Origin of the sequence: Streptomyces sp. ICC4 (assembly GCF_003287915.1) — a bacterium.
In the GTDB taxonomy this organism is placed as follows: Bacteria; Actinomycetota; Actinomycetes; order Streptomycetales; family Streptomycetaceae; genus Streptomyces; species Streptomyces tritrimontium.
Genome location: NZ_CP030286.1, coordinates 8,727,799 through 8,750,137 on the forward strand (window position 1 = coordinate 8,727,799; position 22,339 = coordinate 8,750,137).

Below are 22,339 nucleotides of genomic sequence, written 5' to 3' on the forward strand. Positions count from 1 at the left end.
TCGGCGGCCCCGGTGCTGAACGGCGCACCCGCCCTCGCCCCGGTCCACGGCCACCTGTACTGGTACCGCGACGAGCAGGGCGTCACCAGCCGGGCCAACACCCAGGACGGCGGCCGGGCGAAGCAGGTGGCGGAGGCCGTCCGCAAGGACCAGTGGAAGGCCGTACGGTTCGCCCCGGCGCGCGACCGGACCGTACCGGACGCGCAGTGGCGGTTCGAGCTCTACAACCTGACCACGGACCTCGCCGAGAAGTACGACGTGGCGGCGGCGAACCCCTCCGTGGTCACCTCCCTGACGGCCCTGCTCCGCTCCTCCTGGGCCGATACGTACACCCGCCGCCCGTGGGGCCTCACGGCGGTCGCCGACGCTTCGGCCGCCACCCTCACCACGACCGTCTCGAACGGCACCAGCCGCCCCTGGCCGGACGTGCGCGTCACCCTCCCCGTCCCCGCGGGCTGGACCGCCGCCCCGGTGGGCGCGACCACCGCGCCCTCCCTGGCCCCGGGCGCGGCCCTGACCACGACCTGGCGGGTGACCGCGCCCGGGACCGCGCCCGCGCTGCTCGTCCCACAGGCCGCCACCTCGTCCGGCCTGCACTTCACGGCGCCCACCCGCCACGCCCCGCTGCCGGCCCCGCCCGCCAAGGACAGCTACCTCAGCGACCTGACGTGGGTCTCGGCCGCCAACGGCTGGGGCCCGGTCGAGCTCGACCGCTCCAACGGCAAGCAGCCGGCGGGCGACGGCACCCCGATCGCCTTCGGCGGGGTCACGTACGCGAAGGGGCTCGGCGTGCACGCCCCGTCGGAGATCGTCTACCACCTGGGCGGACGCGGGAACCGCTTCACGGCCCTGGTCGGCATCGACGACTTCTCGAAGAAGCAGTCCGCGGCCGGAGCCACCCGCGCGACCGTCCGCGGCGACGGGCGCGTGCTGGCGACCACCGGGGTGCTGACCGGCGCCTCGGGGCCGACCGCGCTCGACGTGGACGTACGGGGGGTCAAGCTGCTCCACCTCGTCGTGGCGGATGCCAATGCGAACTCGGCCTTCGATCACACCTCGTGGGCGCAGGCTCGGGTGACGGTGCTCTGACAGCCGGTGGCGGAGGAGGGCGTTCCCCTCTCCGATCAGCTGTTCGCAACAATGCAGGTGAATTATCCCGGGGTGACAGGCAGTTCCCGGCAGGGGATGATGATCCGAGACTTCAGGGTTCGCGTGCGCCCGACCGTTGCTGGGGGGAACGGCCGGGCACCGTCGTGCGGCGCCGCTTCCTGTCCTTGGTCGATCCCCGCCGCCCTTACCACCGAAGGAACCCTGCCTGTGCGTCCTACCCGTGCGACGGTCCTGCTCACCGCGGGCCTCGTCACCCTTCTCGGGATACCGGCTGTCGCCGCTGCCGAGACCCCGGCCGACCTGTCCGTGAACAGCGCTTCGGACGCCTGTTCCGACGCCGGGACCGGCTCGAAGTCCGTCCCGTTCTGCTCGATCGGCGCCGCGGCCAAGGTGGTCAAGCCGGGCCAGACCGTGCGGATCGCCCCGGACACCAGCTACCCCGACGCGGTCACGATCGACCGCTCGGGAGAGCCGGGCAAGCCGATCACCTTCGCCGTCGGCGAGGACGGCGGCGGCGTCTTCCGGTCCTACCTCGACAAGGGCCTGACCGTCAGCGGGGCCTCCCACGTCGTGGTCCGCGGACTCCAGGTCAGGGGCGGGGTGCGCGTCGGCGGTTCCCGCGACGTCACGCTGGAGAAGCTCTACGCCTACGGACCCCAAGCCGCCGCCGTCGTGGTCGGCGAGGCGAGCACGGACGTACGCGTCGTGCGGAGCACGCTCGGCGCCGTCCGGATCGAGGGCGGGGCGCAGCGCACCGTCCTCAGCCGCAACGTGATCGAGGACAACCGGCGGCCGGGGGCGACGGTGCTGGACGCGCCCGGCACCGTCCTCACCAACAACAGCATCGGCGGCGACTGCGGGGCGGCCGTCTCGGTCGGCGGGACCTCGACCGGCTCGGCGCTGTTCAACAACGCGATCTTCACCAGGAGCACCCCCAAGACGTGCGCGGTCGCCGAGCCGCGCGTCGGCATCGCGGTGGCGCAGAGCGCCACGTCCGGTACCCGCGTCGACTACAACCTCATCGCGGCCCAGTCCGCGGGCGTGGCATCCCCTTACAACTGGGCCGGCACGGACCACCAGACGGTGGTGGCGTTCCTGGCAGCCAGCGGCCAGGGTGCGCACGACATCGTGAACGTGTCCCCCGAAGGCGTCGGCACGTGGGACGGATCCCCCACCATCGATTCGGGCGATTCCACGGCCCCGGGGGTGATTCCCCTGGACCTCTACGGGAAGCCGGTCGCGGACGACCCGAGGGTGCCCAACACGGGCAAGGACGGCGGGTACATCGACCGCGGCGCCTACGAGGCGCAGGACGACCTGCGGAGCGTGAACCTCTCGCTGAGCGAGAGCTGGGCGCCGGTCGGTACGCGCGTGAAGGCGACGGCCTCCGTGGACAGCAAGTGGCCCGCCGGCGTGACGTACCACTTCGACTTCGGTGACGGCACGGCTCCGGTGGTCACCGAGCAGACCACCGCCGAGCACGCCTACGCCGTGCCGGGCGACTACGCGGCCAAGGTGAAGGCCGTCAACGGCGTCGGAGCGGAGGTCTCCTCCTTCGACATCCTGACCAAGGTGACCCCGGCCGGTTCGCTGGCCACGGCCTTCACGGTCAAGCCGGAACTGCCCACCAACCAGAGCCCCCTCAGCGGTGTCCTGCCGCTGAGCGTCTCGGTCGACACCGCGGGCACCACGGCGCCGTGGCCGGTGACGAGCGCGGACGTGGACTTCGGTGACGGCACCACCGCGCACAGCACCGACGGCCGCTTCTCCTCCTACGCCTACAAGCAGCCGGGCGAGTGCCCCGACTCCGGCCCCGACTCCGGCCCCGACTCCGGGCACAGGGAAGCCGGGGGAGCGCTGGAGTACTTCAGCGCCACCCGGATCGACATCCGCTGCGCCGTCCCGCAGCCGCGCGAGCTCGACGGCGATGCCGTGCGCGACGGGGTCCGCCTCACCGCCGAGATCGAACCGGGCGCTCTGCGCGTTTACCTGCCCCGAGCCTTCGGCGTTCCCGCCGCCGCACCACACGACGAGGAGCACACGGACCATGCCGACCGTGCCGACCACGTTCCCACCGCCTCCCCGGCTTCCCCCGGTGCGCCGCGCTGAGGCTGGGGCCCGTGCCGCTCCCCGCGCCCACGGCTCCCCGGCAGCCGCACCGACCGACCGCAAGCTCCGTACGCTCCACGGGAAGGCGGCACGACGATGGGCACCGCACGACGGGTACCGCAACAACACGACGTGCGCGGCGAGGAACTGTCCGCCGACGAGGCGTGGACCGCGCTGCGCCGCTACGGAGGCTGGAGCCTGGCGCGCGACTCCTTCGTCCGCTTCCGCTACGCCGACGGATTCAGCCACGCCCGCGCGCTCGCCCTGCAGACCGTCCTGTCCATCGTCCCGCTGGCCATCGCGGCCATCGGCCTGTCCGGCGTCATGCACAGCGAGGAGGCGGGCCGCGTGGCCGAGCTCACCATCCGGGGGCTCACCAGCGGCCCCGGCCAGGCGGTGGTCGACGACGCGCTCCGCGAGAGCAGACGCCATGCGGGCGACGGCGGCCAGGCAGCCCTCTGGCTGGGCCTGCTCTTCTCCCTCGTGAATGTCACCACGAGCCTGTGCCAGGTCGAACGGGGTGCCAACCGCATCTACGGCAACGAACGCGACCGGCCCTTCCTCGCCAAGTACACCCGGGGCCTGGTGATGGCGGCCCTCGCGGGCTTCCCCCTGGGGCTCAGCTTCATCCTCACCGTCCTCGGCACGCACCTGACCCACGCGCTGGCCGAGGTGTACGGGCTCGCTCCCGCCACGGTCCGGGCGTGGGACCTCTTGCGCTGGCCCGTCGGCGTCCTGCTCGCGGTCCTGGCCGCCAGCGCGATCTTCCGGCTCTCCCCGCGCCGGCGCCAGCCCGGCTACACCTGGCTGGCGTTCGGAGCCGTCGTGTACCTGGTGCTGTGGAACCTGGCGACGTGGGGCCTGAGCCTGTACGTGGGCGCGAGCGGCTCGTTCACCAGCGTCTACGGACCCCTCAGCGCGATCGTGTCGCTGCTGATCTGGTCCTACCTCACCTCGATCGCGCTCTTCCTGGGACTGTCCTTCGCCGCCCAGCTGGAAGCCGTACGGGCGGGGGCGAGAGAGCCGGTCACGGCCGATCCCGGGGTCTGACCGACCGGCCCGCACACCGCCACCGCCCCGCACACCTTCACCGCACACGAGAGGCTAGCGCCACCATGGCACGGCACACGCAGCGTTCACGACGGGAGGGGCCCGGACCGCACGGCACGCTCCGGCGCCTGACCTCACGGCACTTCGGATCCGACGCCACCTTCGGCGCACGGCTCGTACTCGCCGCCGCCGCGACGGCGGTGGCTTCCGTGCCCTTCGCGCTGGCCCTGGTCCTGGTGGAGTCCCGGTGGGCTCCGCTCCACCGGGTGGACCGGGCCGTGGCCGAGCGCCTGCACGCCGACGCCCTCGGACACCCGGGGTGGGTGCGCTTCCTCGACGTGCTCACGGGCTTCGTGTGGGATCCCGTGACCATGCGCCTGCTGGTGGCGGTCCTCGTGGTCTGGCTCCTGACCCGTCGCGCCTGGCGGCTCGCGGCCTGGGCGGCCGTCACCGCCGTCGCGGGCGGTCTGATCGGCTTCCTCGCCAAGAGCGTGGTCGAAAGGGCGCGGCCCCATCTGCCGGACCCCGTCGCCCACGCGCCCGGGTTCTCCTTCCCCTCCGGCCACGCGATGACGGCGACCACCTCGTGCGCCGTCCTGCTGCTGGTGCTGATGCCCCTGGTACCGCGTGCGTGGCGCCCACTGCCCTGGGCGCTCGCGCTGGTCACGGTGGCGGGCGTCGGCTACACGCGCGTCGCGCTGGGCGTCCACTGGGTCAGCGACGTCGTGGGCGGCTGGCTGCTCGGCCTCGCGGTGGTCACCGCGACGGCGCTGGCCTTCGAGGCCTGGCGCGCCGACACCGGCCGACGCAGGACGGCGGTGACCGAGGGCCTGGAACCGGAACTCACCGAACCCGCGCCCGAGGCACCGCGGACACCGGCACCACCAGCCGGCTGACCGCTGCGCTCGGGCACTCCTTCGAGAGAGAAGGCGATCCGACTGGTTTGGACGGCCGGAGACCGGCCATACGAGTGGACAGGGAGTCCGCGGCGGTGAGCGGCGCGGGATCCCGAGCGGGCCCGAGCCGCGTGGTGGCATCCCCCCGCCATCACGCGGCCGGGGCTCCGTCCGCACGATGAGCACGACGTGGTCGCCTTCCGGACCCGCACGGCAACCGGCCGCCGCGGCCCGCCGTCTTCCGGGACCGGGCCCGGGGCAGGCCGGTGTTCCCCCGCCCCCGGCGCTTGAGCAGCCGGCCGCGGGCACGGACCCGGACGAGCGGCCGTACCGCTCCGCCGCGGGGCGACAGGTTTCCCGACGGTCGCCCGCCCGCACGAACCGCCTCCCGCACCCGGAGCACCACCCGGTACGGGAGGCGTCGTGCGCCCGGCCCCGCCGCCGGTTCGGGGCGTGTCGGTGCTGGTCGCAGTCCCCGCGGTCCGGCACGGTGGGCGCGGTCGGTGGCCGTCCGGCACGACGGCCCCAAGAGCGCGCGAGGGGTTCGCATGACCGAGAACGTTCGCAGGACCGAGAACGCAAGCTCCCGGACCAGCCGCCGCACGGTTCTGCTGGCCGCCGGATCGGCCGGGGTCGCCGCGCTGGCGGCCGCCTGCTCGGGTCCGGCCGCCACCCGGGGATCGGCAGGGCAGCCCTCGGCCCCCGCACCCCCGGCCGTCCCCACCGCCCCGCCGAACGTGCCCGCCGGGTCGGTCGACGTCCCGGCCGCCGTCCGCTGGCTCACCGGCAGGCTCACCGACGGCGAACGGGTCGTCGACGAGGGTGCCACCGCCCCGAACCACTTCTTCACGACCGAGGTCGTCTTCGCCCTGGCCGCGGCCGACGCCAAGAGCCCGGCGGCGCGCAAGGCGGCCGACTTCCTGGCCACGCCCGCGCAGACGGACGCGTACGCCTACCCGGCGGGCAAGGACGGGATACCCGACGCCACCGCCGCCGCGCGCCTGGCCCTCGTCGCCGAGGCGACCGGCAAGGACCCGCGCGCCTTCGGCGGGCGCGACCTGCTCGGCGACCTCGTGAAGTACGTCTGCCCCCGGGACATCGGGGTCGGCGATCCGGTCGAAGGCTGCCTCACCAAGGGCGACTTCCGCACCACCGGCCAGTCCGACGCGCAGGCCATGGCCGTCATCGCCCTGCTGGGCGGCGGCGTGACGCCCCCCGCCGACGCCGTGAACCGGCTGACGGCCCTCCAGTGCGAGGACGGCGGCTTCACCGGCGTCCTGATCCGCTCCGGCGGCTGGTGCGACAGCGACGCGAACTCCACCGGCCTGATCACCCTGGCCCTCAAGCGGGCCGGCGGCCACGACGCCGCCGTCCAGAAGGCACGGGCCTACCTCAAGAAGTCGCAGCTCCCGACGGCCGCTTGGCCCTCCGCCTCCTCCATGACGACCGGCAGCCCGGCCTCCACCGCCTGGGCCGTCCAGGCGCTGCGCGCCCTCGGCGACGACGCCTTCGCGGACGCCGGCCTCTCCTGGCTCTCGCGGCACCAGTTCCTCGGGGCCGGCTTCGGCTTCGAGGAGGACGACACCGAATCGCGGCTGTTCCCCACCTCCACGGTCGCCCTCGCGGGCGCCAAGAGCGACCTCGTCACGCTGACCACCAAGAAGGTGGACCCGCCCACGCCTCCGGCCGGAGCGGCGCCTGACCTCGTGAAGGGCACCGCCTACCTCACCGACCGCGGCCGCCTGGTCCAGGGCCGCTACTACGAGAGCGGCCCGGGCACCGGCTTCGCCGACTACGGCCTGACCATCGACGGCGCCTACGCGCTGGCCGCCACCGGCAAGGACAACACCGCGCTGCGGGGCATCGTCGACTTCCTCGACAAGGGCGGCAAGGACGGCAAGGGCCGCGGCATCCACGACTGGACCCTCATCGGCACCAAGTACGCGGCGGGCGGCTCCATCGGCAAGACGGCCCTCCTCGCCGAGGCCGTGGGCCGCGACCCGCGCGCCTTCGGCGGCCAGGACCTGATCGCGGCCCTCGCCAAGGGAACCTGCACGGCCAGGACCGAGACGGCCGGGCAGTGCGCGGCCAAGGGCAACTACACCTACGCGACCTCGGTCTTCTCCCAGTCGCTCGGTGTCATGGCCCAGGTCCGCGCCGGGGAGACGGCCGCGGCGGCCGAGCCGATCGCCTACCTCAAGAGCCTCCAGGACCCGTCCGGCGGGTGGGTCAGCCTGATCGGTGAACCCAGCGGCACCGAGGTCGACTCCACCGCGATGGCCGCCATGACCCTGGACCTGCTGCCCGACGCCGGCTCGCAGGCTGCCGTGGACAAGGGCCTCGCCTGGCTCGCCGGCCGGCAGAAGGAGGACGGCGGATTCCCCGGCGCCTCCGGCAACTCCGTCAACTCGGCGGCCCTCGCCGTCCAGGGCCTGTCCCTGGACTCCTCGAAGTACGCGGTCCAGATCGCCAGGGCCCGCGCGTTCCTGGCCTCCCGGCAGAACGGTGACGGCGGCTTCGACATCGCCAAGGGCGGCCAGCCCGGCTCCGACGTCCGCGCCTCCACCCAGGCCCTCGGCGGAACCACCGGCATCTCCTTCGGCACTCTGGCGCGCAGCCTCGAGGGCACCGCTCCGGAGCCCCTGCCCAGCACCTCGGTCCTGCCTTCGGCCTCGCCCTCCGCCTCGCCGACCGCACCCGTCATCGTGACCCCGGGCGAGGACGCGGGCGCCGCGGGCTCCTCCGGCGGCAGCGGTTCGGGCGGCGGGGGCGCGCTCGCCTCCACCGGCCCCCGGGTCGGCGGCCTCGCGGCCGCGGCCCTGGTCCTGGCCCTGGGCGGCTGGGGCCTCACCCGCGCGGCGAAGCGCCGCCGCGAGAACACCGGGAGCCGGGCATGAGCGGCAACCGCGTCCTGCGGGCCCTCGCCCGTACGGCCGCCGCGCTCGACCTGACGGTGGCGGCGTTCGCCGCCACCGCGGCCCCGGCCGCCGCCGCCCCGCAGCCGATGGGCCAGTGCACCACCAGCTCGGGCGTGGTCCTCGCCGTCGACTTCGGTCACTGGGGCGGCCCCGTCTACCGCTCCTGCGGGTCGACGCCCACCACCGGCCACGAGCTCCTCAACCAGGGCGGCTGGGCCACCACCGGCACCGGCCACGACGGCCCGGCCTTCATCTGCCGCATCGGCTACAGCGGCCACCGGGGCGGCAAGCAGTACCCGACCGCGCAGCAGGACGACTGCGTCCTGACCCCGCCGGCCTCCGCCTACTGGTCGTACTGGCACGCGGGCCCCGGCCAGAACACCTGGGAGTACAGCCAGCTCGGCGCGATGCTCTACAAGCCCAAGCCCGGCAGCGTCGACCTGTGGATCTTCGGCGGTACCGACATCGAGGGCACGGAGGGCAAGCCCGTCGTCACCCCCGACCAGCTGCGCGCCAAGAACACCCAGCCGACCGGCGGCCCCGCGCCCGAGGACACCCGGACCGCGGCTCCCCGCCCCCCTGCCCTACCTCACCCTCCTCCCCCCGCTCCCCAACCACTCCCCCCCCGCCCCCCCGACCTCTAACGCCCCTTCCATCCCCCTCCTCCTCCCCCTGCCCTTCCTTTGGGCCGTCCCCGGCCCCCCCCCGCCCCGCCCACGGCCGCCGCCCCCCTCCCCCCCTTCGCGTGGGGGCTGTGGCTGTGGCCCTCGGAGTCGGCGTCCCCCACCCCCTCGGCGTCCGCCTCCGAGTCGGCCTCGCCCTCGCCCTCCGCGTCGGCCTCGGCGGGGACCACGGGCGGCTCCGCCGGCGGTGACAGCGTGGGCGTCTCCACCAACGTCTCGGGCGGCTCCGCGGGCGGTTCCGGAGGCGGCCTCGCCAACACCGGCGCGGACGCCGGCACGGTGGGTCTGCTCGGCGCCGGCCTCGTCGCCACCGGCGGCGCGGCCGTCTGGTGGGCCCGCCGCCGCGGCCTGCTGACCTTCTCGGGCAACTGACCCGCACATCCCCCTCCGGAGAAGACACCATGACAGCCACCTCCACCCCGCCGGTGGACGTGCGCCCCGACCCCGCCGGAGCCGTCACGGCTCCGGCGGGGCGTCCGGGTTCACCGGGCCTGTGGGCCACCGGCGCGGCCCTGTCCATCCTGGGCGCCCTGCTCCTCGGCTTCGTCGCCGAGGTCGGCCCGCTCGGCCACCTCCGCCACGAGCGGGACCGCCGGGTGGGGTACGCGCAGCTGCGGGAGGGGCTCGCCAACGCCACCGCCCCGCTGGGTCCGACGAGCCCGGGCACACCGGTCGCGCTGCTGGAGATCCCGCAGATCGGCCTGCGCGAGGTCGTCCGCGAGGCGACCACCTCCGAGGTGCTGACCGCCGGGCCGGGGCACCGCCGCGACACCGTGCTGCCCGGCCAGCCCGGCACCAGCATCATCATGGGCCGACAGGCGGGCTACGGCGGCCCGTTCGCCCACATCGCGGACCTGGCGCGCGGGGAGACCTTCCTCGTCGTCACCGGCCAGGGCGAGCACACGTACAAGGTGCTGGGCGTGCGGCGCGCGGGCGACCCGGTGCCCTCCCGGCCGGCCGGGGACGCGGGCCGGCTCACGCTCATGACCGCCGACGGCACCCCGTACATGCCCGACGGAGTGGTCCAGGTGGACGCCGAACTCACCACGCCCGCCCAGCAGTCCGGCGGCCGCACCCCGGGGCGCCTCGCCGCGGACGAGGCCCCGCTGGGCAGCCAGACCTCGGCCTGGTTCCCGCTGGTCCTGTGGGCCCAGGGACTACTGCTCGCCGCTGCCGCCCTGGCCTGGGCCCGGCTCCGCTGGGGCCGCGCGCACACCTGGCTGGTCGGCTTCCCGGTCCTGGCCGCGCTCGGTCTGGCGGTCGCCGACCAGGCCGCCCTCCTCCTGCCCAACCTCCTGTGAACGAGGCCGCGATGACGCAGACGCTCTCCCTCCCCACGCTCCCCGCCACCGGTGCCTCCACCCTCGACGCCCGTGACGTCTCGGCGTGGTTCGGCGGTCGCAAGGTCCTCAACCGGGTCTCCCTGACGATGCCCGGCGGCCAGGTCACGGCCCTGATCGGCCCCTCGGGCTGCGGGAAGTCCACCTTCCTGCGGATCCTGAACCGCATGCACGAGCTGATCCCGGGCGCGGAGCTGGCGGGCGAGGTCCTGCTCGACGGCGAGGACGTGTACGCCCGGGGCCGCCGGCTCACCGACGCGCGCCGCCGGATCGGCATGGTCTTCCAGAAGCCGAACCCCTTCCCGGCGATGTCGGTCTACGACAACGTCACGGCGGGCCTCAAACTGACGGGCACCCGCGCCTCGGGAGCCGAGAAGGACGTCCTGGTCGAGGAGTGCCTCACCAAGGCGGGCCTGTGGAAGGAGGTCCGCGACCGCTTGCGCCAGCCGGGCGGAGCCCTCTCGGGCGGCCAGCAGCAGCGCCTGTGCATCGCCCGGTCCCTGGCGGTGCGCCCGCGGATCCTCCTGATGGACGAACCCTGCTCGGCCCTGGACCCGACCTCCACGCGCCGCATCGAGGAGACCATCCGCGAGCTGGCCGACGAGGTGACCATCGTCATCGTGACGCACAACATGCAGCAGGCGGCCCGGGTGTCCGACCAGTGCGCCTTCTTCCTCGCGGCCCAGGGCACGCCCGGCCAGATCGTGGAGCACGGCCCCACGCAGGCCATGTTCTCCACCCCGGCCGACCCCCGCACCTCGGACTACGTCCAGGGCCGCTTCGGCTGACCGGCCGCGGCCCGCGACGCCAATCCCGGCGGGCCGCCGCCACGAACCACTGGTGAGGGACCCGCGACGGCGGGAGGAGGTGACCCATCGTGACGGACGAAGCGTTCGAAAGGCTCCTCGCGGAAGCACGGGCGGAGGCGCGGCGCGCCTCCTTCCCGCCGCCGGAGCCGACGGGGGAGCCGGAGCTCGCCCTGCTCACGCAGCACGCCGAATTCGGCGGATCGGCCCACTGACCCCGCCACCCGGTGCCCGTCCCGGCGGTGATCGCCGGGCAGGGCGCCCGCGGGGTCCGTCGCGGCTACGGGATCCGCCGCGGCTACGGCATCCGCCACTGCTGGGCCTTGCCGGAGTCGCAGGCGACCACCGTCAGCTGGGCGCCGGCGCCGTTGGACGTCAGGCAGCCGCCCTGGAAACTGATGTCCTTGATGAAGTAGGCGCCCGAGGTCGGGGCCTTCTCCAGGTTCCACCACACGTCCCCGGAGAACTGGCCGGCGAGCTCGACGCGCACCGTGTCGCCGAACTGCGTCAGCGCCCGGCTCATCGCGGCGCCGGACGAGCTGCACGCCTTGATGCTGTCGTAGTTGCCCTCCTCGTGCACCCAGCCGAAGGCCGTGGTGCCGCCCGTGACCACTTTGGCGCCGCCCTGGGGGCTGCTGGTGCCCAGGCCGATCTTGAGGCCGTTGCCGACGTTGGTGATGGCGCCCCAGCTCGCCCCTCCGCAGCCCTGCGGCGGGGTGGACCCGCCGTTGGCCGAGCCCCCGCCCCCGTTGCCCGAGCCGCCGGGGGTGGAGGACCCGCCGGGGGTCCAGAACTTCAGCCGGAGCCCGGGGCGGTTGCCGCCGCTCATGTCGAGCAGCTGGCGCAGGGGTATGCCGAGGGGGGCCTGGTACTGGCCGCGGCCGCCGACGGGGCTCCGGCTCCGCGACCCTGACCTGGGTGGCGCCCGCCGGCTCCTCCATCGAGCGCGACGGCAAGCTCTACGAGGTCAACGGCAAGCCGGTGCGCCTGATGTACGGCACCACGCCCGTGTACCGGACCATGAAGACCGGGGACAAGGGCGAGGACGTCAAGCAGCTCAAGCGCAACCTCCAGGCCCTCGGCTTCGGGACCGGCCTGGACCCCTCGGACGGCACCTTCACCGCGGGCACCGCCACCGGCGTCAAGCGCTGGCAGAAGTCGCACTCCCTGAAGGAGACGGGCGAGATCGGCAAGGACGACATCGCCTTCGCCTCCGGACCGCAGCGGGTCCAGAAGAACGACATGGCGGTCGGCGACGAGGCGGCCGCCGGCAAGCCCGTGCTGACCCTGACCGGCACCGAGCGGCTGGTCCGCTTCCAGCTGGACGTGGCCAAGGCGGGCGCCGCCAAGGTCGGCGACCCGGTGACCGTGACCCTGCCGGGCGGCGCCACCGCCACCGGCAAGATCGAGTCCGTGGGCAGCACCGCCAACCCCGACGACCCGGCCTCGGGCGGCGCGGGCGGCCCGGGAGGCCCGGGCGTCGGCGACAAGAAGCCGAAGCTCCAGGTCGAGGTCACCCTCGACAACGCCGCCGAGGCCAAGGGCCCCGACCAGTCCCCCGTCTCGGTGAACCTGACGGGCGAGACCCGCAAGGGCGTGCTCTCCGTACCGGTCAACTCCCTCCTCGCCCTCGCCGACGGCGGCTTCGGGGTCCAGGTCGTCGAGAACGGCACGGTGCGCGAGGTCAAGGTCGAGCTCGGCATGTTCGGCAAGGGCCGGGTCGAGGTGAAGGGGGACGCCCTCAAGGAGGGCATGCGGGTAGGGGTCCCGAAGTCATGAACAAGCACGCCCACGCGGTCGTCGAGCTGGCCGGCGTCACCAAGGAGTACCCCGGCGGGGTCGCGGCCCTGCGCGGGGTCGACCTCACCATCCTGAACGGCGAACTCCTCGCCATCGTCGGCCCGTCGGGCTCGGGCAAGTCCACCCTGCTGCACATCGTGGGGACCCTGGACCGGCCGACCGCCGGCCGCGTCGCCATCGCCGGGTACGACATCGCGAGCCTCTCCGACCGCGCCCTCTCCGCCCTGCGCTCGCGCCACGTCGGCTTCGTCTTCCAGTCCTTCCACCTGGTCCCGGGCATCAGCGCCCGGGCCAACGTCGCCGAGGGACTGCTGTACTCCGGCCTCTCGCGGGCCGAACGCGGGCGGCGGGCGGAGCGGGCCCTCGCGCGCGTCGGCCTCGGCGACCGCATGGACCACCGGCCGCACGAACTGTCCGGCGGGCAGAAGCAGCGCGTGGCGATCGCCCGCGCGGTCGCGGGCGAACCGGACCTGCTCCTCGCCGACGAGCCGACCGGCGCGCTGGACACGGCGTCCGGCGAGTCGGTGCTGGAACTGCTGCACGAGCTCAACCAGGACGGGGCCACCATCGCCGTGATCACCCACGACAACGAGATCGCGGCGAGCCTGCCCCGGCAGATCCGCATCCGCGACGGCGAGATCGTGGCGGACGTGTGGAACGCCGACGCGCTGGGGGTGGGGGCGTAGTGGGTTCCCGTACGAAGTCCCGCGCGGCCGGCAAGCAGGCCCGCGGCCGGGCCCGCAAGCTGTCCCCGCCGCGCCTGGGCCCCCGCGACGTGTTCCACGTCGGATCCGCCGGCCTGCGCTCCCGGCCCATGCGCGTGTTCCTGTCCGCGCTCGGGATCGCGATCGGCATCGCGACGATGATCGCGGTGGTGGGCATCTCCTCGTCCAGCCAGGCCAAGCTGCTCCAGGAACTCGACAAGCTCGGCACGAACATGATGGTCGCGACCGCCAGCCCGCCGATGTTCTCGGGACAGGACACCAGCCTGCCCGAGGACGCCCCGGGCATGATCGCCCGTATCGACGGGGTCGAATCGGTCGGCGCGACGGGGGACGTGAAGGAGTCCGTCCGCCGCAGCGAGAACATCCCGAAGGAGGAGACCAGCGGCATCGCCCTCAAGGCGGCCAAGGGCGACCTCCTCGAGACGCTCCGCGCCCGGATGGGCAGCGGGAGCTGGCTCAACGACGCCACGGGCCGCTACCCGTCCGTCGTCCTCGGGCACGTCACCGCCGAGCGCCTGGGCATCACCGGGCCGGGCGCGCAGGTCTTCATCGGCGGCCAGTACTTCACCGTCATCGGCATCCTCGACCCGATCCCCCTCGCACCGGAGATCGAGCGCTCGGCGCTGATCGGCTGGGATGCCGCGAGGACCCTGCTGGGCTTCGACGGCCACCCCACCTCCGTCTACGAGCGCTCGGCGGACGACCGCGTCCAGGAGGTACGCGGGCTCCTGGGCAAGGCGGCCAACCCCCAGACGCCGAGCGCGGTCTCGGTCACGGACCCGTCGGCGGCCCTGCAGGCGAAGGCCGCCACCGAGGGCGCCTTCAGCACGCTGCTCCTCGGCCTCGGCGGCATCGCCCTGCTGGTGGGCGGTGTCGGGGTGGCCAACACCATGATCATCTCGGTCCTGGAGCGCCGCCACGAGATCGGCCTGCGCCGCTCCCTCGGCGCGACCAAGGGCCAGATCCGCATCCAGTTCGTCACGGAGTCCCTGCTCCTGTCGGGCCTGGGCGGCCTGGCCGGCATCGCCCTGGGAGGCGCGGCCACGGCGGTGTACGCCCAGGCCGGCGACCTCCCCTGGGTGGTCCCCCTCTGGGCGGTAACGGGCGGCTTCGCCGCAACCCTGGCCATCGGCACGGTGGCGGGCCTCTACCCGGCGGTCCGCGCGGCAGGCCTGTCCCCGACGCTGGCGCTCCAGGCGGGGTAGGGGGCTGTGTCTTCTACACATCTGGCTCTCCCGAAGATCTTCTCTGTCTACACCGTGGTTGTCCCTGTTCTTGAGAAATAATCCCGCTTGAGCCAGGCCAGCTGCTCGGTGCCGGGGGTGCGGGCGGGGTATGGCCGTGGCCGGTCCGGCCGGCGGTGGCGGTGAGCTGGAGCGTGCCCTCCACCGGCTTGCCCGCCACCGCCCAGGCCGTGTGGTCGTCCGCGTAGAGGCGGACGGTCAGGGTGTGCGCGCCCTCGGGCACCTGCGCCGCGGGCAGGTGGAACCAAGGGCCGTACAGGCGGGCCAGTTTGCGGCCGTCCAGCTCCAGATGTGCGTGGCCCGCGCCCGGGAGGGCGCCGCCGCCGGTGCTGTCGGGGGTGAAGTGGAAGTTCTTCACCGCCAGTTGGAGGTTCCAGCCGTCCTCGGTGTCCGGCCGGGCGGTGAGCTGGACCTCCGGGGCGCCCTCGGCCGGGACCTCACGGAGCCGGTGGCCGGCGCCGTCGTCGGCGGTGAGCAGGGTGCCGGCCTCGCCGGAGGCCTGCTCATGGGTGGTGCCGGGTTTGTGGTGGGTGGTGGCCCGCCCTCCGCAGCCCGTCGCCGAGCCGCCGGCCAGGAGCAGCGCGAGGGCGAGCAGCGCGGCGGTGCGGCGGCCCGCCCGCCGGATCCGGCGCGGCGGCGCACCGCAGGCGTCGCACCGGACCCGGCTCTCGGGGCGATCGCTCACCGCTGCTCCCCCTCGGCCGCGCCGGGTGCCGCGCCGGGCTCCGCGCCGGATGCCGCGCCGGGCTCCGCGCCGGGTTCCGCGCCGGTCCGCGTCTGGGCCGCGGGGACGGGGACGCGGTCGCCGGCCGGGTCTCCGCCGGGGCCCGTGGGGGCGGCCGGGCTCCCGCCGGGGCCGGCCGCGGCGACGACCGCCCACAGGATCCACACCACCGCGACGAGGGCCCGTATCCAGGCGGGGCTGAGCGGGATCCAGGGAATCATCAGGACGGCCTTGTCGAAGGCGTCGAGGAGGGTGAGCGCACCGAGGAGCAGGGTCAGGCGGGCCAGCCACGGGCGGGTGGGGCGCAGGGCGACACCGATGCCGGTCCACCACAGGCCGAGGCAGAGCAGCGCCAGGGCGGGGACGGAACCGGCGACCAGCCCCATGGTGGAGCCCGCCACGTCCAGGGCCAGGCCCGCGAGACCGAGCAGGGTGGCCGCCGTGCCCAGCCGGGCCAAGGAGGGCCGGAGGGGCCGGAACCGGCGCCACCACAGGAGGCCGCCGACCAGGAGCAGGACCGCCGCGACGGCCAGCGCGATCTGGGTCTCCACCCGCTGGAGGCCGCGGGCCCCGTACCAGTCGCAGCCGGCCGGGAGTTTGCGCGCCTGGACGCTGTAGTCGGCGCAGACGAGGAGCTGGGCCAGTTTCACCGGTTCACCGGCCAGGCGGGCCGAGGCGCCGGAGACCGCACCGCGGCGCTCTCCGCACTGCGGGAGCGTGCCCGGGGTGGAGCCGTCCGGTCCGGGCTGCCAGCAGTTGCCCCGGCCCTGGCCGTCCCACCACACGTCCATGCCGTTGGGGCGGGAGGCGCCTGACTTGTCCTTGCCGAGGATGTTGGCGGCGTAGCGGTTGTGGTGCGAGGTGTCCGCCTGCTTGGACAGCTTCTCCTCGCCCCGGATGAAGGCGGGCACGGCCGAGAGGAAGAAGCCCGCGCGTTGGTGCCCGTACACCCAGTTGTTCTCGTAGAGGTTCCAGTTGCCGCCCGCGGTGATGATGCCGGTGCCCGGGGGCATGGAGATCTGCGGGCAGACGACGCCCTGCTCGTAGCCGCGCTCGGCCGGGGGCTTCGCGCAGGTGCCGTCGGCCACGTGGTGGTAGTAGTCGGCGTTGTTGTCGTGGATCAGGTTCCGCTCGAACTTCGCGTGGTTCTGCGGGAGTCCGGGGTGGCCGGGGAAGGCGCTGTCCATCGAGGCGCCGCCCATGTTCTGGTCGAACTCGTTGTCGTGCACCCATACGGAGTCGCCCGCGGTGCCGGAGTAGCCGACCATGTTGTGGTGGCTGCGGCAGCCGGTGATCTCGATGGAGTAGCGGGGGACGTCGTAGCCGCGGCCGTTGTTGATGTCGGACGCGCTGCCGGGGTAGATGCCGGAGTCGCCGTTGCCGTACGACTCGCAGTTCTTGTACAGCCCGTGGTCGCTGGCGAAGGTCAGGAAGCCGTACTCGTCGTTCCAGCGGGTCAGGACGTCGTCGATGACGAAGCCGTCGCCGGCCAGCACGTACAGCGAGTTGAAGGTGGTGCGCTGCGCGGTGAAGTTGCGGAAGTAGATGCCGTTGGACTTGTCGGCGCGGATCGCGTTCAGCTTCTGGTACTTGGCATCGATGACGACGTCCTGCCGGGAGGCTCCGGTGCCCTCGATCTGGAGGTTCGTCTTGCCGAGGATGGCGACGAGGTTCTGGTTGTGGCGGCAGGCCACCTGCTGCTCGTAGGTCAGGATCTGGTAGCCGAGCGAGGAGTTGGGCGCCGTGAGCGAGGCGCACTCCCCCGTCGGCTTGGGCAGCGAGGGCTCCTCCTCGTAGAGGCCGGGGAGGATCGCGATGTTCATGCCCGGGCGGTCCGCGGCGTCGACGGCCTCCTGGAGGTGGCGGAAGCCGCTCTTCTCGCAGCGGTCGTAGAGGGCGAGGTTGCGCTGCTTGAGGGCGTCGGGGAAGGCGGATATCCGGCGCTCGAAGGCGGGCCGGTCGGTCTTGCAGACGACCAGGTCCGGCTCGCCCGCGCGGTACTGGGGTACGGAGCCGGTGCCGTCGGGGAGTTCGACGGGGCGCTCCTCGTGCGCGCTCGCGAGGGGCGCGGCGACGAAGAGGGACAGGAGGGCTAGGAGGGCGGCGAGGAGCGCCGCCGGCACGGCAGGAAACCTGCGGGTCCACGACATGCGCGTGAGAGTAGAGCAATGTTCACCTTTTCGGATCCCCCTGCGCGCGAATAGGCCTCCGCCGCCCGTGGGGAGGGTGAGGCGGGTCGTGGTGGGGCGGCCCAGGGTGTCGTACGCGGTGACGGACTTGGTGTAGGCCTTGCCGGTCAGGCCACCCTCGTAGCGGATGGCGTCCGTGCCGGCGCCCTTGCGGACGGTGTCGTACGTCCATGCCGCGAGTTTGGTGGCGTCGGACTTCGGGGACGTCCACAGGCCGGTTTTGCGGCCGAGCTCGTCGTACGCCAATTCAAGGACCGTGTTGCGGGCGTCCTTGGTGGTTGCGATCTGGTCGAGGGCCGTATAGGTGAAGGTGGATATGCCCTTGTCGGGGTCGGTGCTGCTTACAGTCCGGCCGAAGAGGTCGTAGCTGTAGCTCCACTTCGCGCTGTCGGGGCCGGTGACCGTTGCGGACTTGCCGTCAACCGTGTGGGTGTGGACGACGCTGGTGTACGCGGTGCCCGGTGTGGTGCCGCCGTAGGCGGGATCGTTCGGTGTGGTGCCGCCGTAGGTACGCGTCTCGGTGGTCCGCCCGAGCGCGTCGGTGATGGTGCGGCTCGCGGTGCCGCCCTGAACGGCGGTGGTGGCGACGGAGTCACCGGTATAGCTGGTGGTGGTGGTCTGCTTCTGCACCCCGTAGACGAGCAGTTTGCTGGTCGTGGCCCGCGCGGCCCCGTCGAAGACGGTCTGCGACTGGGCGGGGGTGCTGCCGTACTCGGCTCGCGTGTAGACGCCTCCGGGAGCCTTGTCCTTGTCCCAGATGTCGGCGTAGGACTCGTAGGCCAGGCCGCGGGAGTCGTAGCGGGTGTCGGTCAGGATCCGGCCGCCGTTCGGCGCCGGCGTCTGGGTCTGCAACGGGCGCAGCAGCGCGTCGCTGATCGCGTACACGGTTTCGTAGCCGCTGCCCGCCGACAGAGTGGACACCGAAGTCCAGGGCTGCTTGCCGCGTTCCAGCAGGTAGTCGTACTTCACACTCGGCGTCAAGGACTTGGCGCGGTTGGGCAGCCAGGTCGCGGTGATGCGGCCCGCGCCGTCGTAGGTGTTGTACGTCGAGCCCATGTTGGGGTTGATGGAGCGCACGGTGGAGCCGCGCAGGTCCGTGTACGTGTACGTCTTGTGCTGCTGGCCGTTGGAGGCGAGCTTCGGTGCGGTGACCACGGTGACCTGCAGCGGGCCGGCGGCGGCCGGGGTGTAGGTGGTCGTGGAGATGTTGCCGGCGGTGTCGGTGGCGCTCAGCGGGCGGCCGAGGTTGGCGGCGCCGGTGTCGTAGGCGATTTTGCCGATGGTCTGCCAGCCGGCTGCGCCGGCCGGGTTGCGGTCGCTGGTGCCGCTGGCGGCCGGGTAGGACTGGGCGCGCCCGGTCCAGGTGGGCAGGCCCAGGGTCGGGGTCTGGTTGGCGCTCCAGGAGGTGGCGGCGTTGTCGTCGTAGACGGTGGCCGTGTCGGACAGGACGTGACCGCGGGTCGCGGAGTTGGCGGGGAGGGTCAGTTTGTCGTCGGTGAGCGAGCACTCGGCCGCGACGGTGCGGGTGCGGGAGGTCAGCCCCGTGATGCCCTTGGCGTCGTTGCGGGCGTACCAGGTGCGGGTGCACGTCTCGTCGCCGGTCTTGGCCGTGTCACCGGACGACGAGATCTGCGTCGGCTGGCCGTAGACGTCGTCGTAGCTGTTGTCGGTGCGGGTGGTGCGCCAGGTGTTCGACGCGGTCAGCAGGGTGTGGCCGTACGTGGTGCCAGTCCGCACGTAGTACGCCTTGATGTTGGCGTAGGACTTCTGCTGGCTCGCGGTTGGCTTGCTCCAGGGGTCGGTGACCGATACGGAGATCGCGGTGGCTCCGTCGTAGGTGATCGCTTGGCGCTGGAACCCGCGGTATTGGTCGTCGTCGTTTATGTCGGGGATCGTCAGACCGGGTACCGCGACGGCCGCGACGGTGGTGGTGCGGGTGGCACCGCCGGCTTTGCGGGTGTCGCCGCGCATGCCTTGCATGTAGACCTTGACGGTCTTGGAGCGGGTCTTGCCGACGACTCCGGTGTAGGCGGTGACCTTGCCGTAGCCGCGCCAGTCCGACCAGGTCCGCTCCTTCTCGGGGGTCAGCGGGTCGTCGTTGTGGTGCCAGCCGGGGTTCGCGTACTCGTAGGAGTACTCCACGAGGTCGTTCTGGCCGGCCGGGTCGGCGATGGTGACGGCGGCGACGTTGTACTTGTGGAACCAGTCGAGCTTGGGGTCGCCGCCGTTGATCGGCCAGTACACCGGGTAGCAGGACAGCGCGTTGTCGTCCTCGGCCACCGGCATCTTGCTGCCGCGCACGCACTCCGGGTTGGAGAGGGTGACGGTGGTGATGGCACCGGCTTCGGAGGTGATCGTGTTGATGCGGGGACGGTTCAGCGGGACGATGTTGTCCCCGTCCACGTCTACCCGGTTCGGCTTCATGTGGTAGGTGAAGTCCACGGGCGGGACCGTCACCGTCCCGCCGTTGTTGCCGGTGCGCTTGATGGATTTCAGGACCAGGCTCTGGTCGCTGGTGTCGCCGAGGTCGCCGGCGTCCAGGTATTCCTGGGTCAGGTCGAGAGTGTCGATGAGCGCATAGTTGTCAGGCTCCAGGGCCGTGGACCACGCGTACGTCTTCACATTCGTCATGCGCTTGCGCGTGAAGAACGCCGGACCGGTGGACCTGCAGTCGGGCGCCGAGGCCTCGCAGATCGCCTCGAAGGGGACGTCGGGCCAGTTGTCCGAGGTGTCCTTCGTCAACGAGGTGCAGTTCGCGGCGAAGCAGCGCTCTTCGTAGCCGAAGGTGACCTTGTGGGAGGTGATCCCGGTGAAGAGGGTGTCGGTGCGCTGGCCGTAGCGGATCTCGGAGAGGGTTCCGCCGCGGGTGTAGGACGCGAGGCCGGTTTTGTCGCCGTTCTTGGCGTAACTGCCCCGTCCCCGCTCTTCGTGCCCAGGCCTTCGGGCAATGACCGAGGGCCCCCCCGCCGTTGGCGGAGGGGCCCTCGGTGTGGTTTACAGGCCCGGGCCGCGGACCGGGTTGTGGGTGAACGCCCGGTCCTGGGCCGGACCGACCAAGAAGTCGTTGCCCTTGTTGTCGACCATGATAACGGCCGGGAAGTCCTCGACCTCGTCTGTCCAGACCTCCTCCAATCCGCGCCCCGCCTACCCCAGCACCTTCACCTCGGTGTTCTGGCATGCCGTCAGCAGCCACCGGCCACCGGCCCCGTCCCGCGTCATCACGTACAGCGGAGCTCCCTCACTGCCGACACCGTCCGCCGAGCGGTAGACCTGCCGTACCTTGACGGCCGCCACGTCCGGGCGCAGGAACTGCGTGTGCGTCACCTCGTAGGTGACTTCGCCGTCCCAGTCCGAGGCGGGGAGCACCGCCCGGGTGAACTCCGCTATCGCGTCGAATCCGATGAGCACCTTGCCGTGCGCGGTGGTCCACAGCGCGTCCGGGTGGAAGAGGTCGAGGAACCCCTCGGCATCCTTGGCCCGCTGGGCGCGCTCGACGGCGGCGACCACCGCGGCGATCGCCTCGACCTCGACGTTCTCGACACCCTCGACGTTCTCGACTTTCCCGTCTTCTTCTCTCATGTCACCGATCCTTACCCCTCAAGTTAAGTTGAGGTCAAGCGATATGATCACATTGCGGTATGATCACGACGAAGACCCTCTACCTGCTCTGCTCCGCCGCCCCGCCCGTCTTCGACGTGGCCCATGTCATCGAGGACGCCCAGTCCCGCGGCTGGGACGTCTGCCTCGGCCTCACTCCCACCGCCGCACACTGGCTCTCCGGCAACCTCGACGGCCTCGCCGCGCTCACCGGCCACCCCGTCCGCTGGCAGTACAAGCTCCCCGGAGAGCCCGACGTCTGGCCGACGGCCGATGCCCTGCTGGTCGCCCCGGCCACCTTCAACTCCGTCAACGCCTGGGCCCTCGGCCTCACCGACCGGTTCGTCATCGGCATCGCCGCCGAGGCCATCGGAAAGGGCACCCCCGTCGTCGCCATGCCCTGCGCGAACGCCGCCCTCGCCGCGCATCCGCAGTTCGACCAGTCCCTGGCCGTCCTGCGGGGCTCCGGCGTCTCCGTCCTCTTCGGCGAGGACGGGTTCACCCCCGGCCCGGCCGGCCCGGACACCCCGGACCACTTCCCGTGGGCGGCGGCCCTGGCCGCCGTGGACCGCGCCGCGGCGGCCACCACCGCCTAGCAGCCGGCGCGGCCCCCGCAGCCCTCGCCGACTACTCCCCCGTCACCCCGTCGATCGCCTCGCGCAGCAGGTCCGCGTGCCCGTTGTGCCGGGCGTACTCCTCGATCATGTGGGCCAGGACGTAGTGCAGGGAGTAGACCTGGCCGTCGTAGGAACCGGTCACGTCCAGGGACTCGGCCGCGTCCACGATCGCCCGCGACCGCTCACAGGTGTCCTCCCAGAGCTTGAACGACCCCGCGACGTCCGCGTCGTCGACGTGGAACTCGGTCCACTCCCCGGCCTCGTTCTTCGGGAAGTAGCCGCGCACGTCCTCGCCGCCCACGACGTTGCGGAACCAGCCGCGCTCGACCTCCGCGAGATGCCGGACCAGCCCGAGCAGGCTCAGCCCGGACGGGGCCACCGCCCTGCGCCGCAGCTGCTCGTCCGTCAGCCCCGCGCACTTCATCATCAAGGTGTCGCGCTGCCACTGGAGAACGCTGGTCAGGGTGGCGCGCTCATCGCCCACCAGTACGGGCCGGGTCCGCTGTTCGTCGATCATCTGATGATCTTTCC

Annotated in this window: 19 protein-coding genes and 1 pseudogene; 14 read left to right on the plus strand and 6 right to left on the minus strand. The window is 72.8% G+C overall.

Features of this window, described 5'->3' with window-relative positions; all coding sequences use genetic code 11:
• The first annotated feature begins 12 nt into the window (after positions 1 to 12).
• The 9 genes and pseudogenes from DRB89_RS41120 to DRB89_RS43505 all read left to right on the plus strand — a co-directional run bounded on the left by DRB89_RS41120 (position 13) and on the right by DRB89_RS43505 (position 11,127).
• Positions 13 to 1,089 carry an NPCBM/NEW2 domain-containing protein gene (locus DRB89_RS41120; RefSeq protein ID WP_239516650.1) on the plus strand — a complete coding sequence of 359 codons (1,077 nt, stop codon included), beginning with the start codon at positions 13 to 15 and terminating at the stop codon, positions 1,087 to 1,089.
• Positions 1,090 to 1,317: 228 nt separating this feature from the next.
• Positions 1,318 to 3,219: a right-handed parallel beta-helix repeat-containing protein gene (locus tag DRB89_RS41125; protein ID WP_162688946.1), complete on the plus strand. Its 1,902-nt coding sequence runs from the start codon at positions 1,318 to 1,320 to the stop codon at positions 3,217 to 3,219.
• Positions 3,220 to 3,315: 96 nt separating this feature from the next.
• The gene (locus DRB89_RS41130) at positions 3,316 to 4,269 is read left to right on the plus strand and encodes a YihY/virulence factor BrkB family protein (protein WP_112451643.1); all 954 of its coding nucleotides are present in this window, start codon (positions 3,316 to 3,318) and stop codon (positions 4,267 to 4,269) included.
• Between the two features lie 65 nt (positions 4,270 to 4,334).
• The gene (locus DRB89_RS41135; RefSeq protein ID WP_112451642.1) at positions 4,335 to 5,165 is read left to right on the plus strand and encodes a phosphatase PAP2 family protein; all 831 of its coding nucleotides are present in this window, start codon (positions 4,335 to 4,337) and stop codon (positions 5,163 to 5,165) included.
• Positions 5,166 to 5,713: 548 nt separating this feature from the next.
• A complete protein-coding gene (locus DRB89_RS41140; protein ID WP_112463748.1) occupies positions 5,714 to 8,062 on the plus strand; it encodes a prenyltransferase/squalene oxidase repeat-containing protein in 2,349 nt (782 codons plus the stop codon).
• Positions 8,059 to 9,138: pseudogene (locus tag DRB89_RS41145) on the plus strand (LPXTG cell wall anchor domain-containing protein). The gene DRB89_RS41140 and the pseudogene DRB89_RS41145 overlap by 4 nt, the downstream one beginning before the upstream one ends.
• 29 nt (positions 9,139 to 9,167) lie before the next feature.
• Positions 9,168 to 10,067 carry a class E sortase gene (locus DRB89_RS41150; protein WP_112452944.1) on the plus strand — a complete coding sequence of 300 codons (900 nt, stop codon included), beginning with the start codon at positions 9,168 to 9,170 and terminating at the stop codon, positions 10,065 to 10,067.
• Between the two features lie 11 nt (positions 10,068 to 10,078).
• On the plus strand, positions 10,079 to 10,894 hold the full coding sequence (locus tag DRB89_RS41155) for a phosphate ABC transporter ATP-binding protein (protein ID WP_112452945.1): 816 nt from the start codon (positions 10,079 to 10,081) through the stop codon (positions 10,892 to 10,894).
• An 89-nt stretch (positions 10,895 to 10,983) separates the two neighbouring features.
• The gene (locus tag DRB89_RS43505; RefSeq protein ID WP_162688947.1) at positions 10,984 to 11,127 is read left to right on the plus strand and encodes a hypothetical protein; all 144 of its coding nucleotides are present in this window, start codon (positions 10,984 to 10,986) and stop codon (positions 11,125 to 11,127) included.
• An 83-nt stretch (positions 11,128 to 11,210) separates the two neighbouring features.
• Here DRB89_RS43505 and DRB89_RS41160 read toward each other — a convergent pair whose 3' ends face one another.
• Complete coding sequence (locus DRB89_RS41160; protein ID WP_112463749.1) at positions 11,211 to 11,741, minus strand: hypothetical protein; 531 nt, start codon at positions 11,739 to 11,741, stop codon at positions 11,211 to 11,213.
• Between the two features lie 89 nt (positions 11,742 to 11,830).
• Here DRB89_RS41160 and DRB89_RS41165 point away from each other — a divergent pair, with 89 nt between their 5' ends.
• From DRB89_RS41165 to DRB89_RS41175, 3 genes are read left to right on the plus strand one after another with little or no spacing between them, the layout of a single operon-like run.
• Positions 11,831 to 12,691 carry a peptidoglycan-binding protein gene (locus tag DRB89_RS41165; RefSeq protein ID WP_239516652.1) on the plus strand — a complete coding sequence of 287 codons (861 nt, stop codon included), beginning with the start codon at positions 11,831 to 11,833 and terminating at the stop codon, positions 12,689 to 12,691.
• Positions 12,688 to 13,398, plus strand: coding sequence for an ABC transporter ATP-binding protein (locus tag DRB89_RS41170; RefSeq protein ID WP_112452950.1), 711 nt, complete (start codon positions 12,688 to 12,690; stop codon positions 13,396 to 13,398). The genes DRB89_RS41165 and DRB89_RS41170 overlap by 4 nt, the downstream gene beginning before the upstream one ends.
• A 59-nt stretch (positions 13,399 to 13,457) precedes the next feature.
• Positions 13,458 to 14,642 carry an ABC transporter permease gene (locus DRB89_RS41175; protein ID WP_112454427.1) on the plus strand — a complete coding sequence of 395 codons (1,185 nt, stop codon included), beginning with the start codon at positions 13,458 to 13,460 and terminating at the stop codon, positions 14,640 to 14,642.
• Between the two features lie 13 nt (positions 14,643 to 14,655).
• On the opposite strand, the gene DRB89_RS41180 is transcribed toward DRB89_RS41175, so the two are convergent.
• Positions 14,656 to 15,366: a hypothetical protein gene (locus DRB89_RS41180; protein ID WP_112463751.1), complete on the minus strand. Its 711-nt coding sequence runs from the start codon at positions 15,364 to 15,366 to the stop codon at positions 14,656 to 14,658.
• Entirely contained in the window at positions 15,363 to 20,225 is a 4,863-nt protein-coding gene (locus DRB89_RS46495) for a right-handed parallel beta-helix repeat-containing protein (RefSeq protein ID WP_343234840.1), read from the minus strand. Before DRB89_RS46495 ends, DRB89_RS41180 begins: the two co-directional genes overlap by 4 nt.
• Here DRB89_RS46495 and DRB89_RS45655 point away from each other — a divergent pair.
• Positions 20,224 to 20,373: a hypothetical protein gene (locus DRB89_RS45655; RefSeq protein WP_239516654.1), complete on the plus strand. Its 150-nt coding sequence runs from the start codon at positions 20,224 to 20,226 to the stop codon at positions 20,371 to 20,373. The two genes, DRB89_RS46495 and DRB89_RS45655, sit on opposite strands and share 2 nt — an antisense overlap.
• 215 nt (positions 20,374 to 20,588) lie before the next feature.
• Here the strand turns inward: DRB89_RS45655 and DRB89_RS41195 are convergent, their stop codons facing one another.
• Together DRB89_RS41195 and DRB89_RS41200 are read right to left on the minus strand one after the other, a co-directional pair.
• The gene (locus DRB89_RS41195; protein WP_112463752.1) at positions 20,589 to 20,726 is read right to left on the minus strand and encodes a fumarate hydratase C-terminal domain-containing protein; all 138 of its coding nucleotides are present in this window, start codon (positions 20,724 to 20,726) and stop codon (positions 20,589 to 20,591) included.
• Positions 20,727 to 20,738: 12 nt separating this feature from the next.
• Positions 20,739 to 21,173, minus strand: coding sequence for an SgcJ/EcaC family oxidoreductase (locus DRB89_RS41200; protein WP_112452799.1), 435 nt, complete (start codon positions 21,171 to 21,173; stop codon positions 20,739 to 20,741).
• A 59-nt stretch (positions 21,174 to 21,232) separates the two neighbouring features.
• Between DRB89_RS41200 and DRB89_RS41205 the strand changes: the two genes are divergently transcribed.
• Positions 21,233 to 21,787, plus strand: a complete 555-nt coding sequence (locus DRB89_RS41205; RefSeq protein ID WP_112452798.1) for a flavoprotein — start codon at positions 21,233 to 21,235, stop codon at positions 21,785 to 21,787.
• A gap of 31 nt (positions 21,788 to 21,818) precedes the next feature.
• Here DRB89_RS41205 and DRB89_RS41210 read toward each other — a convergent pair whose 3' ends face one another.
• The gene (locus DRB89_RS41210) at positions 21,819 to 22,325 is read right to left on the minus strand and encodes a DinB family protein (protein ID WP_112452797.1); all 507 of its coding nucleotides are present in this window, start codon (positions 22,323 to 22,325) and stop codon (positions 21,819 to 21,821) included.
• Between the last annotated feature and the right edge of the window lie 14 nt (positions 22,326 to 22,339).